This window comes from Herpetosiphon giganteus (genome assembly GCF_016907925.1).
Taxonomy (GTDB): domain Bacteria; phylum Chloroflexota; class Chloroflexia; order Chloroflexales; family Herpetosiphonaceae; genus Herpetosiphon; species Herpetosiphon giganteus.
Genome location: NZ_JAFBCZ010000008.1, coordinates 76,022 through 89,888, shown reverse-complemented (window position 1 = coordinate 89,888; position 13,867 = coordinate 76,022). Strand labels below are relative to the sequence as shown.

Sequence of the window (13,867 nt, the reverse complement as noted above, 5' to 3'; positions counted from 1 at the left end):
ATAATCCTAATAAAATAGCTGGCTCCTAAATTGATTATGTTTGGTTGATTTAAATAAAAACAGCCTATTGCATTGAACAGGCTGCTTGAATATGCTTGGCTGAAAATAATTAATCGAGGCGCACTTTGGCACCGAAGTTTTTGGCTTCTTTGCTGACAAAGTAGGTTCCACAGGCAGCATCGATCAAATCGGGATTGAAGGTCACTTGTTCCATATTATATTTGGCGATGCTAATCATCTGATCGAGAATATCGCGTGGTTGGCACATGCGGAAGGGGCGTTCTTCGGGCTTGTACCATTTTTCGACCAAATAATCTAAGCCCTTGGGATCAAGGTTGATCTTACGGCCTTTACAGACCAACGACCAAATTTGCCGCCATTGGGCTTCATCGGGGTCACGGACCTCGATTTTAAATTTAATCCGGCGCAAGAAGGCTTCGTCAGCAACTTGGCTGGGGTCAAGGTTGGTCGAAAAGATCAGCAACTCATCAAATGGAACTTCGATTTTTTGGCCAGTGATTGTGGTCAAATAATCGTAGCGTTTTTCGAGCGGCACAATCCAGCGGTTGAGCAAGTCCATCGGGCGACATTGTTGGCGACCAAAGTCGTCGATCAAGAAAATGCCACCGTTGGCCTTCATTTGGAACGGCGCTTCGTAAAAGCGACCAGTTTCGTTGAAGGTCAAATCGAGTGCTTCGAGGGTCAATTCGCCCCCAACCACCACCACCGGGCGTTTGATTTTGGCCCAGCGCAAATCATAATCTGATGTGCCGACGTTGACATCTTTATCGACCAAAGTATGCACGATGCTATCGTAAACCTTGATAATTTGGCCATCGGCATCAATCGCATAGGGCACGAAAATATCATCGCCCATCAAGCGGGTAATGCGCTCGGCGATACTGGTTTTGCCATTGCCGGGGTAGCCAAACAAGAAGATCGACGCGCCAGAGTTGACCGCAGGCCCAACTTCATTCAACACTTGGTCGGTGATAATCAAATCGCTGAAGGCTTTGCGAATATTGCGCCGCGTAATGACCATATTTTTGATCGTTTGAGCTTTGACCGATTCGAGAAACTGCTCAAATGGCACAGGAGCAGGGCCGCTATAATTGCTTTTCTTCATGGCATCTTCAGCGGCCTGTGAGCCACGTGGAGTCAAAACATATTCATAGTTGGTATCGCCAAAGCCGCGTTGGCCAGCAATATCGATATATTCCGAGTTGCGCATTTGGGTAATCACCGGATCGAGCACGCTATAGAATAAGCGTACTTCTTGGGCCAACTCCATGCCGGTGACCCGTGAGCGATTATAAATGACCCGCAGCAATTGGTCCTGAATTTGCGTTCGATTCAGGCCAGTTTCTTCGATGGTGGTTGGTACTTTGGGGTGATAGCTATTCCCCGATGGGGCTGAGCCATCGTCGTTGGGTATATCCCCCCCTAAAACCCGCGCGCCGCTCAATTTGCCATTAGCTTGGGCCTCGGCGACCAAGGCATCGAGCTGTTGTTTGTGCATATTTAAGTGGCGGGTAGCTTCGTAATCATTTTGCTCGCGCGCTTCCTTCAAGCAATCGTAGAGCGCCCGTGCGACGGCATACTTGATGCCATCGACATACATATGATGCAAATATTCGCCCGGACGCACGTAGCAGTCGGGTGTATGATCATTTCGAGCTTTCATTTCGTCATACGAACGCGCATCCAGTAAAAATCGCATGCCTCACATCCCTTCGTATATTGCCGTTGCAACAAGTATTGCTAAATTCACAAAATCATCTAGCTTAATTATAGGGGCCAAAAATCACCCCACGCAAGCACGACTTTGGGGGGAAATGGTTAAAGTACCTTAATCCCCTCTAAACTGCCTACTATGGCCGATACCGATCACAGACCAATGTTTGCTGAATCGCTCGGCTATGCAAGCCAACAACCCGCTCGCCGCAATATGCTATCGTATAGCCAGTATTGTACTACTACATCATATCGTATTTAGTCGAAATTCTGAGTTGCAGCAAACTCGGGTAGGATGGCAAGGAGCGCCAATATGTTAAGAGCAACGCCTCAGAGCGCCCAAATCGTAATCATTGAAGATAGTGCGACGGTGCGCGATATGCTTGCGCATATCATTCGCGATGAAGGCTACCACGTGGCAACCTATACAACTGCCGTGGATGGGTTAAAATACCTACAATCCAGCCCACCGCCGCGCCTGATATTGCTTGATCGTGTGTTGCCCTACATGTCGTCAGATGAATTTCTGCAAGCATTGCAAACCGAGCCAAGCCTCAGCGCGATTCCGGTGGTGATGATTTCGACCTATGTATACGAAGAGCTTGCGCCGCTCCCCTATACGGTTGGCTACCTCGAAAAGCCAATCGCGATCGACGATTTGATGCAGGTGGTGCGGCGCTATTGTGATTAGGCTGCGGCCAGCGTGCCGCTATGGTTTGGAGTGTGGCGATGTATACACCTGAAACCGACCGCACGCCGCTTTCTATGCTAATCCATTCCTTGGGGAATGTGCTTGGCGATGTGATTGTGGCCCAAGATGGGGTGTCAGCGTTTGAGCTTGAAGAAGATGTGCGCCAACGCACCAAGCAACGCCGAAGCGATGGCAAACTGCATGAGACTCATGCGCTCACCGAGTTGGTTGGCCAATTGCCAGTCGCCCAACTCATGGGGCTAATCAAAGCCTTTACCCATTATTTTGGCTTAGTAAACTTGGCCGAAAGTGTCGAACGCCTGCGCGTGCTGGCCGAACGCGACCGCCAAAACGGCGATTCGCCGCGCTCAGAATCGGTCGAGTTGGCCTTGCAAGAGCTGCGCGATCGTGGCATTACCGCCCAGCAAGTCCAAGATTTGCTTGATCATGCCGAGATTCGGCCAGTCTTTACGGCGCATCCAACCGAAGCCAAACGCCGCACGACGCTTAAAAAGCATCATCGCATCGCCGAAGCAGCGCGCCAATTAACTGCTGAAACTACGTTTCAACGCCAACGCGAACGCTTGCTCGAATCGATTCGCGAGGAGATTGTAGCGCTGTGGCAAAGCGATGAAGTGCGAATTATCAAGCCAACTGTGATCGACGAAGTGAAGAATAATCTCTATTACTTTGAAGAATCATTGTTTGATATGATTCCGCAGCTCTATCGCGACACCGAAGCATCGTTACGCCGCATCTACCCTGAGCACGATTGGCACTTGCCAGCATTTTTGCGTTTTGGCTCGTGGGTTGGCGGCGATCGCGATGGCAATCCGTTTGTGATTCCATCGGTCACGGTTGAAACGCTTAAATTATTGATGGGCCGTTCGTTGCGCGAGCATATTCACGCGGTCGAGCGCTTGAGCCATCGTTTAAGCCAATCGTCGCGCCAAGTGCCAATCAGCGAAGAATTGGCTCAAGCCTTAGTTCACGACGCACCATTATTCCCCGAATTGGCGCAAGTGCTGGAGCGGCGCAATCCGCACGAGCCATATCGCCAAAAATGCTCCTATATTCACGCCAAACTGCACGCCACGCTGGCCTATGTTGAGCGCTACGAGCCAGATTGGGCACGCGGCGGTCATCGCCCAACAGAGGGCACTTGGTATGCCAACGCCAACGAATATCTCAACGATTTGGCGACCATGGAATATAGTTTGCGCACCAATGGCGCGGCTTCGGTCGCCGATGGCTTTTTGCGCGATGTGCAGTGCGCGGCCAAAGTGTTTGGTTTGCACACCGCCACGCTCGATATTCGCCAACATAGCAGCCGCCACACCAGCGCCCTGAGCGAAATTTTTGAATATGCAGGCATTTGCGACGATTATGCCAGCCTCAGCCAAGCTGAACGCACTGCGATTTTGGAGCGTGAGCTAGCCAATAATCGGCCTTTGATTCCAACTCACTTGTATTACAGCCCCGAAACCGTAGAGATTATCGAAACCTTCCGCACAATTCGGGCGGTGCTCTCCGATTTGAATGCAGAGGCGATCGAAACTTACATTATTTCGATGACCGAAGGCCCAAGCGATATTTTGGCGGTGCTGTTGCTGGCCCGTGAAGCTGGTATTTATCAGCCAGGCGAGCATAGTTGGCTGAATATCGTGCCCTTATTTGAAACCGGAGCCGATTTGATCGCTGCGCCGGAGATTATGCACACATTACTTTCGAGCGAAGCCTATCGCCAACATTTGGTGTTGCGCAACGATGTGCAAGAAATTATGTTGGGCTACAGCGATTCCAACAAAGATGGCGGCTTTGCCGATGCGCACTGGGCGCTGTATCTGGCCCAAGTTGCCTTGGCCGAAACCTGTTTCCGCCATCGGGTAGCAATGCGTTTGTTCCATGGTCGCGGCGGCGCGGTTGGGCGTGGCGGCGGGCCAGCCAATCGGGCAATTTTGGGCCAACCACCAGGCACCGTTGGCGGGCGCATCAAAATCACTGAACAAGGCGAGGTCATTAGCGACCGCTACGCCGAGCCAGAAACCGCCTATCGCCATCAGGAGCAGATTATCAACGCCGTTTTGCGCTCGTCGCTGGGCGTGAGCATTGCCCATATCAGCCCAGAATGGCAAGCAGCCATGAGCAGCTTGGCGCAGGTTTCGCGCAAAGTCTATCGTGGCTTGGTCTATGATCATCCACATTTCTTGGAATATTTTCGCAATGCTACGCCGATTACCGAAATTAGTCGCCTGAATATTGGCTCACGGCCAGCCAGCCGCAAAGCCAGCGATCGGATTGAAGATTTGCGGGCGATTCCGTGGGTTTTCAGTTGGATGCAAAGTCGGCATACCTTGCCTGGTTGGTACGGCTTGGGTAGTGCCTTGGAGCATTTAATTCAGGCAGATGCCAATGGTTTGATCACGCTGCAAGGCATGTATAACGATTGGCCATTCTTTCGCACGATGCTTGATAACGCCCAAATGATTTTATCCAAGGCCGATATGGATATTGCAGCCCAATATGCTTTGCTTGTGCCCGACCAAGCCCTCGCCACCGAGATCTTTGGCCTGATCAAAGCCGAGTATGATCGCACGGTTAAATGGATTTGTGAGGTTGCCCAAATTAGCGAGTTGCTGGATACCAACCCAATTTTGCAGCACTCAATTAAACAGCGCAACCCGTATGTTGATCCATTAAGTTTCGTCCAAATCGAACTGCTGCGGCGGTTGCGCACCGATCCCGACGGGCTTGAACATGGCGACCTTGAGGATGCAATTCTGCTCAGCATCAACGGGATTGCTGCGGGCTTGAAAAATACAGGCTAGGAAGAGCATAGAACATAGAACATAGAGCATAGGAGTAGGGATCAGGGGTTGGGGATCGGAGTTTGGGCTTTGAGAAATTACCTGAGCCAATCTGTGGCAATCTGTGGCTAAAACGTCCTTCGCGATCTTCGCGTTCTTCGCGGTTCCAATCCTTCGTGCGCTTCGTGTCCTTCGTGGATCAAAAGCCGATAGCCTCAATACAACAAATCCCCATGCTGCCCGAAAACAGCATGGGGATTGTTGATTTTATCTATTAGGCGGTTTTGGCCAATTGGCGCAGAACGGTGTGGAGAATCCCACCATTCTTGTAGTATTCAACTTCAACTGGCGTATCGATCCGCACCACTGCTTGGAAGCTGAGTTCGCTGCCATCTGGGCGAACGGCGCGCACGGTCAACTCTGAGCGAGCTTGCAAATCGTCGTTGATGCCTTCGACTGAGAAGGTTTCGTTGCCCTTCAAGCCAAGGCTCGTAGCCGATTCGCCAGCGCGGTATTGCAATGGCAACACGCCCATGCCGACCAAGTTCGAGCGGTGAATCCGTTCGTAGCTTTCGGCAATGACCACTTTTACGCCCAAGAGATACGTGCCTTTGGCGGCCCAATCGCGTGAGCTACCAGTGCCGTATTCCTTGCCAGCCAAAATCACCAACGGCGTGCCACTGGCTTGATAAGCCATCGAGGCATCGTAGATTGATTGCTGTTCGCCGGTTGGGAAGTAGAGCGTATAGCCGCCTTCAACCCCATTCAACAACAAGTTTTTCAGGCGGATGTTAGCAAATGTGCCGCGCATCATCACTTCGTGGTTGCCACGACGTGCGCCATACGAGTTGAAATCTTGGGGATCAACGCCATTTTCAATCAAATATTTAGCAGCTGGGCTGTTTTTGGCGATTGAACCTGCTGGCGAGATGTGGTCGGTGGTTACGGAATCGCCCAACAAGGCCAAAACCCGTGCGCCATTGATGTCGCCGATTGGCGCTGGCTCTGGCTGCAAATCTTGGAAGAATGGTGGGTGTTGGATGTAGGTTGAGTCGTTGCTCCAAGCATAGATGTCGCCAGTTGGCGCTTGCACCCGCTTCCAAGCATCGCTGCCAGCAAAGACATTGCCATATTGTTGGGTAAACATTTCTGGCTTGATGGCTTTGCGCACGGTTTCTTGAATTTCGCTTTGGCTTGGCCAAATATCGCGCAAGTAGACCGGATTGCCTTCTTTGTCGTTGCCCAATGGCTCGGTGGCCAAATCGAGGTTCATTGTGCCAGCCAAAGCGTAGGCGACAACCAATGGTGGCGAGGCCAAGTAGGCGGCCTTGACCAAGGGATTGATCCGACCTTCGAAGTTGCGGTTACCGCTCAACACGGCGGCGGCAACCAATTCGCCTTCTTGCACGGCGGCGGCAACTGGCTCTGGCAGTGGCCCGCTGTTTCCGATACAAGTTGTACAGCCGTAGCCAACGATGTGGAAGCCAAGCGCTTCGAGCGGCTCGATCAATTCTGCTTGTTCGAGGTAGCTTGAAACTACGCGTGAGCCAGGGGCCAAACTGGTTTTGACGTATGGGGCAACGGTCAAGCCTTTTTCAACAGCTTTTTTGGCCAACAAGCCAGCACCCAACATCACCGAAGGGTTCGAGGTGTTGGTACAGCTAGTGATCGAAGCGATAACGACTGCGCCGTGACCAATTTTGGCCGAGTGGCCATTATTTTGCACGGTAGCGGTGCTTTCAGCCTTCTCAGTTGACAAGGCAAAACCACGCTCGGCAATTGGCGCGGTCAACGATTTTTGGAACGAAGCCTTGGTATTTGGCAATTCGACCCGATCTTGCGGGCGCTTGGGGCCAGCGACGCTTGGCACAATCGTCGAAAGATCCAAATGCACGGTGTCGGTGTATTCTGCTTCTGGTGAGTTGGCATCGAGGAACAAGCCTTGGGCTTTGCTGTAGGCTTCGACCAAATTGGCCAATTCATCAGAGCGGCCCGTGTTGCGCAAGAAGTGAATTGTTTCTTGGTCGACGGGGAAGAAGCCCATGGTTGCGCCATATTCTGGAGCCATGTTGGCAATCGTTGCACGGTCTGACAAGGCCATATTCGCCACACCAGGGCCGTAGAATTCGACGAATTTGCCGACCACACCTTTTTTGCGCAGCAATTCAGTCACGGTCAAGGCCAAGTCGGTTGCGGTCGCGCCTTCAGGCAATTGGCCAGTCACTTTGAAGCCAATAACTTCTGGCAGCAACATGTAGATTGGCTGACCAAGCATAACTGCTTCGGCTTCGATCCCGCCAACGCCCCAACCAACCACACCAAGGCCGTTGATCATCGTGGTATGCGAGTCGGTACCGACCAATGAATCGGGCAAGGCGACCAATTCGCCTTCTTCAGTAAATACTTGAACCACTTTTGCCAAATATTCAAGGTTGACTTGGTGCACAATCCCAGTTTCTGGTGGCACGACGCTGAAGTTATCGAAGGCTTGTTGGCCCCATTTCAAAAACTCATAGCGTTCAGCGTTGCGTTCAAATTCGCGCTCTGCATTGAAGAACAAGGCCATTTTCGAGCCGAATTGATCGATTTGCACCGAGTGGTCGATGACCAAATCGACTGGCACCAGTGGATTAATCCGTTGTGGATCGCCACCTTGTTGAGCCATTGCAGCGCGCATTGCAGCCAAGTCGACCACGGCTGGAACGCCGGTGAAGTCTTGCAAAATTACGCGGGCTGGCTTAAACGGAACTTCAATTTTTTCGGGGCTGGCGGCGTTCCAGCGCGCCATATTCTCAACATCTTGTTTGGTTACGGCAAAACCATCGTTGTTGCGCAGCATAGCTTCCAACAACACTTTAATTGAGAATGGCAGTTTGGATACGGCGGCAATTCCATCTTCTTCGAGTTTGTTGAGCCGATAGTAGACCAACGACCGATCACCGACGGTCAATGTGGCTTTGGCTCCGAAATCATCTTGGCGTTTGTGCGTCATCGCAACCTCTCTAGGCACTAATTCGTTAATACCCAAGCATCAGGACATGCTGGTTCTAGAACAATTTCTCGTTTCTAGCTCTGCCTACTATGGTACTCGCCGCCTGCTGTTCCTGCAACTAGAGAGACCCTTGGTTTAACATAGGCATTATCTATACTTAATCAAGGTTGTGATAGATATTTCTTGTAGCTTTTAAGAATTGTTGGGTAGAGTCTCCTCACCCCAACCCCTCTCCCATCCGCTGGGCGAGGGGCTTTAAGACGGTGGTTCTCCCCAATTTTTTGGTGAAAAACAGTTGGCTCCCCGTCGCCCGCGTGCAGTGGGAGAGGGGGCTGGGGGGTGAGGGAATCTCAGAGCTGCTGCACAATTGCAATTGCAAAGCCATCGTAGCCTTTGCTGCCAACGGTTTGCAGTGCAGTAGCGGTGAGCTTGGGATTTGAGGCCAAATCAGCAAATAATTGGCGTGTGCCTTGAATTGCTGGATCAGGATCGCTTGAATTAGTGACTGCCCCATTGCGCACTACGTTATCGCCAATAATTACTGTGCCAACATGGGCAAATTTGAGCGCCCAAGCCAAATAATGGGGATTATTCGGCTTATCTGCATCAATAAAAATCAGGTCGAATGGCTCAATACCCTCATCAGCCAATTGAGCCAAGCTAGCTAAGGCCGCGCCAACCCGTACCTCGACCTTATCGCTCAAGCCAGCCTTGGCAAGATTGGCCTTGGCAACCTCGGCGTGATGCGGCTCATATTCCAGCGTAATCAATTTGCCATCGGCAGGTAGCGCCCGCGCCAACCAAATTGAGCTATAGCCGCCCAGCGTGCCAATTTCTAAAATGCGTTTCGCACCACACATCATGGCAAACATGTGTAGCAATTTGCCTTGGTTGGGCGCAACATTGATTGGCGGCAAGCCTGCCTCAGCGCTCGCTTGCAAGGCTGATTCCAAAACCGGATCAGCCTGAACTAATGAATCGGAAATATAGTTATCAACCGCATCCCATGTTGCTTGATTCATCGCATCCTCCTAGACTCGTTCGAGTTTGGCGAAGGCAGCTAACAGTTTTTTCACGCCTTTGCCAGGAAAGGCCACTGTGACTTCTTCGTCGTCGCCAACCATTTTACTGCTGACGACAACGCCCTCGCCAAAATTGGCATGGCGCACTTTATCGCCAGCGCTATAACTGGCGGCGCTTGGCTCTCGTTCTGGGCGTTTGGGGCGGGCTGGCCCACTTGCGCCACTCCACATGCTGCTTGAGCTTGGTTGTGCTCCCCGCGTGCGTTGCGGCGTGTTGCTTTGCCATTGAGTCGCAGCATGCACTGGCATTTGCTTAACTTCACGGGTTGGCGTACGTTGCAGCAAATCTTTGGGAATATCGCCCAAAAAGCGCGAAGGAATGGTCAGATCGGTGCGGCCCCACGTGGCGCGTTTGAAGGCATAGAGCATATACAGCCGTTGTTTGGCCCGAGTCGTGCCAACATACAACAAGCGGCGTTCTTCTTCGATGCTCTCAGGGTCGTCAATCGAGCGTCCGTGCGGCAACAAGCCTTCTTCTAGCCCAGCCAAAAAGACCACCGGATACTCAAGACCTTTGGCTTGGTGCAAGGTAATCAAGGTTACGCCTGGTTCGCGAGCTTTGCTGGTGTCAAGGCTATCAACATCGCTGACCAAGGCCACTTCTTCTAAAAAGCGCGGCAATTGATCTTCGGTTGGCAAGGCCAAATATTCCATACTGACGTTTTGCAATTCGAGAATATTTTCCCAGCGTTCAGCGCCTTCTTCCTCGCCATACTCGGCCACCAACAACTCTTGGAATGGCACACGCTCAAGCAAACGTTGAATCAATTCGCCAAGCATTAAATCGTGGCGCAAATCGCGTAGCCCAGCTACCAATTTTTGAAATTGCTCGACGGCGTTGCGCGCCCGGCCACCGATTGGTGGATTTTGGGCCTCGTTGGTAACTAACAACTCAAGCGCATCCCAAATTGAAATATCGAGATTGCGCGCCCATTGCAGCAACTCTTGCTGAGTGCGATCACCAATGCTACGGCCTGGCACGTTAATCACCCGCAACAAACTAACCTCATCATGCGGGTTATGGATAATCCGCAGATAGGCCACAATATCTTTAATTTCTTTGCGCTCGTAGAAGCGCGTGCCGCCGACCAATTTATAGCGCAAGCTGCGGCTAATCATGGCTTCTTCAAAGGCCCGCGATTGGGCATTGGTGCGATACATCACGGCAAAATCGTCGAGCGAACGACCATCGCGCCCGCGAATGCGCATAATTTCGTCGGCAACCCAGCGGGCTTCTTCGTTGTGATCGTAGGCCTCAACCAGCGAAACCAGCTCGCCATCCTGCTGATCGGTCCAGATTTTGGTGGTATGACGGCGATCGTGGGCTGCATCGATGATCGATTGGGCCACATCGAGAATTGGTTGGGTGGAGCGGTAATTTTGCTCAAGGGGAATAATTTGCACATCGGGATGCGCTTCTTCAAATTCGCGCACATTGGCCAAGCGCGCGCCGCGCCAAGCGTAAATTGATTGCTGAATATCGCCAATTAAAAAGTAGTTGTTATGGCCAGCGCCAACGTGATTGACCAACGAAAATTGCACTCGATTGGTATCTTGCACTTCGTCGACCATCACATGAACGTAGCGCTCAGCATAACGGGCCAGCACCTCGGGATGATATTCAAACAAATTAACCGTTTTGAGCAGCAAATCATCAAAATCGAGCGCATTATTGGCGAATAATTGTTTTTCGTAGCGCTCATAACAACGCAACACAATTTCATCGAAATAGCTACTGACGCTACGGGCAAATTCGGCTACCCCAATTAATTCGTTTTTGGCGGCAGAAATGCGGGCGTGGATCGAACGCGGATTATATTGCTTCTCGCTTAAATCCAATTCGCGCAAAATTTGCTTCATCACCCGTTGCTGATCGTCTGCATCGTAGACCACGAAATCGTTGGCGCGTTGCAAGTGCTGAATATCGCGCCGCAGCCAACGGGCACAAATCGAGTGGAACGTGCCCATCATCACATCGTGGGCGCGGCTTTCGCCAATTAAATTGCTAAGCCGTTCGCGCATTTCGCGGGCAGCCTTGTTGGTAAAGGTCACCGCCAAAATGTTATAGGGGCGCACGCCAACTTCATTAATCAAATAGGCAATACGATGAGTGAGCACGCGGGTCTTGCCTGAGCCTGGGCCAGCCAGCACCAACACTGGCCCATGAATCGCTTGGACTGCGCGTTGTTGTTGAGCATTCAGCCCAATCAGCAGCGGGTGAGTCATTGATCTAGTCCTTACATGACGGTCAAAAACCGTGATTGATGTCAATCTTGCTGGCTCTATTGTACCCGTTCCGGCGCTGTGTTGGAACAGGTGAGCGACAGCAAAAAATGATTGGCGATAGCAAAGCTCTAGGCTGTTTGATTGAGCTTGGTTTTGTTGGGTTTGCTTGGTTTGCGCTGAAACAGGCCGCGCCAATTCCAACGCCGAGGCCGCGTAATATCCAACTGGCGGCGCAAGCCTTCGCTGGTGAGCGTAAAGCCAATCAACAGCAACACCATCAAAATGCCAGCAAACACCGAGACCCATGGCGAGCGGCTATATTGGCCAAAGAAATCCGAAAGCATCTGGCCTAGTTCGGGCTGGCTGGCTTTTTGTTTGACAATATCGGGCAAGGGAACATCTTTAGTAAAATCGCTATAGACATAACTACCGCCGATGAAATAGCCCAAATAGCCAAGCTCGGCCACAATCAAGGTAACAGCGGTTAATTCGCTGGCCAGCAACATTGGCAAGAGTGGCAGCATTTGGGGCAAAATATAACGATAGGCAATTTGCCAGCGGTTAAGGCCAATCGCAAGCGCGCTTTCTAAATACTGGGCCTGCAAAACCTTCTGGACATGGCCTTGAATGACACTTGCGCTATTGACCCAACCAGTTAAACATAAGGCAATCAGAAAGGCGCTGATGCCAGCTTTATTAGCAACCATCGGCGTAGTGCCTTGATAAATCACCAGCGCTGTACCGTTCGTCCAGATCAAATAGCCCAAGGCAATAATCAAAATTGGAATGGCGCTGGTAATGCTCATAAGCGTATCGAGCAACCATGCGACCCGTTGGCCAAAAAAACCGGTAATGCCACCAATTGCCATGCCAAGCACCAAGCGCACACTCGCAATAATCACACATAAAATCAAGGTTGGCCGCACCGCCCACAATAAGCGGCTCAGCAAATCGCGGCTAATATCGTCGAAGCCCAAGGGGTGTTCAGGGTGCACAAACGGCGGCAAGGTTTCGCGTGGCGGGCCACCATAAAATTTGCCTTCATAGCGAAACGAACGATTTTCGGCCAGCGGATCATGCGGTGCTAGGCTGGGGCCAAAAATAGCGATCAGCAGCATAAATCCAGTAATCAACAAACCCAAGGTTAATGGCAGATTTTTCATTTAGCCTCTCCCCACACTAGCATGCCGCCCAATTGGATTGATCCAAAGGCTCAACACCGAGGCCAACAAATCAACTGCAATTAATACAGCGCCCATCATCGCCAACAACAAGCCCAAAATCAGCGGATTAAAGAAGGTTATTGCTTTTTCATTGGTCAGCGTATTGAACAACATCCAGCCAATACCGCGCCAATCGAACAAGGCTTCGACCAACACCAAACTCCCAACCGCCATTTGCAAGCCACGGCCTAAGCTAGCAAAAACCGCAGGCGCAACATTCGGAATCGCATGGCGACGCACAATTGTGCGCCAGCGCAAGCCTTTACTTTTGGCAAAGCGCACATAATCTTGTTGAAATTCGTTTTCGAGCAAGCTTGCGCCAATCGAGGCAATATAAAAAGCTGGGCGCAACGCCAAAATGAGCGCTGGCAAAATCATATGTTTCGCTGTGCTATAGCCCTGAACTGGCAGCAATAATTGATTCGTCCAGCCTATGCGTTTGACATACAACAAAGCTAGAATCAAGAGTGAGCCTAAGAAAAAACCAGGAATTGCATTGCCAAGCGTAAACACGCTAACCATACCTGGTGAGATGCGTCCAGTGCGAGGCGAAATCGCCAGCAAACACATGCCTAAACCTAAAACAATCGTCATAAGAAATGCCAAACCCAACAATTTGGCCGAACGAATAACAAAATCATCCATATAGGCGCTGATTTTAGTTCGATCACGATCAATTCGGCCAAGATCGCCATTAGCCATTGCGCCGAGTGTTTCGCGATAACGGGTCATAAATGGTTGCGTATCGTACTCATAATCTTCGCTATAGCCATTTTCAAACGTAGTAATAACTAATTTTGGTGGGTTAAAATAACCTATATACTTATAGGCATACCACGCCCCGAACAAATGCAATACCGGCACTAACACGATCAACAACCCAAGTTTGCGTAGGATAAGTCGGCTCATAGGTCTGGTCTCCAATTGGCCCTGAGGATGAGCGTTGAGGTATTGTGTATAGTACTCATCCATTTAATAAAAGGTTCAGCCTTAGGGCCGAATTAGCCGCAATTAACCAATAATCTCGCTAGATCGAATTAATCTTCAGCGTTGAAAATTCCCTCACCCCCAACCCCCTCGCCCACGAAAACGCGGGCGAGGGGGAGCATCTG

At 51.0% G+C, this 13,867-nt stretch carries 8 protein-coding genes; 2 read left to right on the top strand and 6 right to left on the bottom strand.

Annotated elements, in window-relative coordinates; translation table 11 throughout:
- Positions 1-109 precede the first annotated feature (109 nt).
- Positions 110-1,720, bottom strand: coding sequence for an ATP-binding protein (locus JOD20_RS09455; RefSeq protein ID WP_204755035.1), 1,611 nt, complete (start codon positions 1,718-1,720; stop codon positions 110-112).
- 327 nt (positions 1,721-2,047) lie between these two features.
- On the opposite strand from JOD20_RS09455, the gene JOD20_RS09450 reads away from it, so the two are divergent.
- Together JOD20_RS09450 and ppc are read left to right on the top strand one after the other, a co-directional pair.
- Entirely contained in the window at positions 2,048-2,425 is a 378-nt protein-coding gene (locus JOD20_RS09450; protein ID WP_204755034.1) for a response regulator, read from the top strand.
- Between the two features lie 38 nt (positions 2,426-2,463).
- Positions 2,464-5,253 carry a phosphoenolpyruvate carboxylase gene (ppc, locus tag JOD20_RS09445; protein WP_204755033.1) on the top strand — a complete coding sequence of 930 codons (2,790 nt, stop codon included), beginning with the start codon at positions 2,464-2,466 and terminating at the stop codon, positions 5,251-5,253.
- 253 nt (positions 5,254-5,506) lie between these two features.
- On the opposite strand, the gene acnA is transcribed toward ppc, so the two are convergent.
- The 5 genes from acnA to JOD20_RS09420 all read right to left on the bottom strand — a co-directional run bounded on the left by acnA (position 5,507) and on the right by JOD20_RS09420 (position 13,664).
- A complete protein-coding gene (gene acnA / locus JOD20_RS09440; protein WP_204755032.1) occupies positions 5,507-8,224 on the bottom strand; it encodes an aconitate hydratase AcnA in 2,718 nt (905 codons plus the stop codon).
- Positions 8,225-8,574: 350 nt separating this feature from the next.
- A complete protein-coding gene (locus JOD20_RS09435; protein ID WP_204755031.1) occupies positions 8,575-9,246 on the bottom strand; it encodes an O-methyltransferase in 672 nt (223 codons plus the stop codon).
- 9 nt (positions 9,247-9,255) lie between these two features.
- The gene (locus JOD20_RS09430; RefSeq protein ID WP_204755030.1) at positions 9,256-11,532 is read right to left on the bottom strand and encodes an ATP-dependent helicase; all 2,277 of its coding nucleotides are present in this window, start codon (positions 11,530-11,532) and stop codon (positions 9,256-9,258) included.
- Between the two features lie 128 nt (positions 11,533-11,660).
- Positions 11,661-12,695, bottom strand: coding sequence for an ABC transporter permease (locus JOD20_RS09425; protein WP_204755029.1), 1,035 nt, complete (start codon positions 12,693-12,695; stop codon positions 11,661-11,663).
- Complete coding sequence (locus JOD20_RS09420) at positions 12,696-13,664, bottom strand: ABC transporter permease subunit (protein ID WP_204755028.1); 969 nt, start codon at positions 13,662-13,664, stop codon at positions 12,696-12,698.
- Positions 13,665-13,867: the final 203 nt, after the last annotated feature.

Excerpts from the sequence above, each read along its gene's own strand:
- JOD20_RS09430 (WP_204755030.1), bottom strand. The coding sequence starts at position 11,532 with ATGACTCACCCGCTGCTGATTGGGCTGAATGCTCAACAACAACGCGCA.
- JOD20_RS09455 (WP_204755035.1), bottom strand. The coding sequence starts at position 1,720 with ATGCGATTTTTACTGGATGCGCGTTCGTATGACGAAATGAAAGCTCGA.
- JOD20_RS09450 (WP_204755034.1), top strand. The coding sequence starts at position 2,048 with ATGTTAAGAGCAACGCCTCAGAGCGCCCAAATCGTAATCATTGAAGAT.
- ppc (WP_204755033.1), top strand. The coding sequence starts at position 2,464 with ATGTATACACCTGAAACCGACCGCACGCCGCTTTCTATGCTAATCCAT.
- acnA (WP_204755032.1), bottom strand. The coding sequence starts at position 8,224 with ATGACGCACAAACGCCAAGATGATTTCGGAGCCAAAGCCACATTGACC.
- JOD20_RS09420 (WP_204755028.1), bottom strand. The coding sequence starts at position 13,664 with ATGAGCCGACTTATCCTACGCAAACTTGGGTTGTTGATCGTGTTAGTG.
- JOD20_RS09425 (WP_204755029.1), bottom strand. The coding sequence starts at position 12,695 with ATGAAAAATCTGCCATTAACCTTGGGTTTGTTGATTACTGGATTTATG.
- JOD20_RS09435 (WP_204755031.1), bottom strand. The coding sequence starts at position 9,246 with ATGAATCAAGCAACATGGGATGCGGTTGATAACTATATTTCCGATTCA.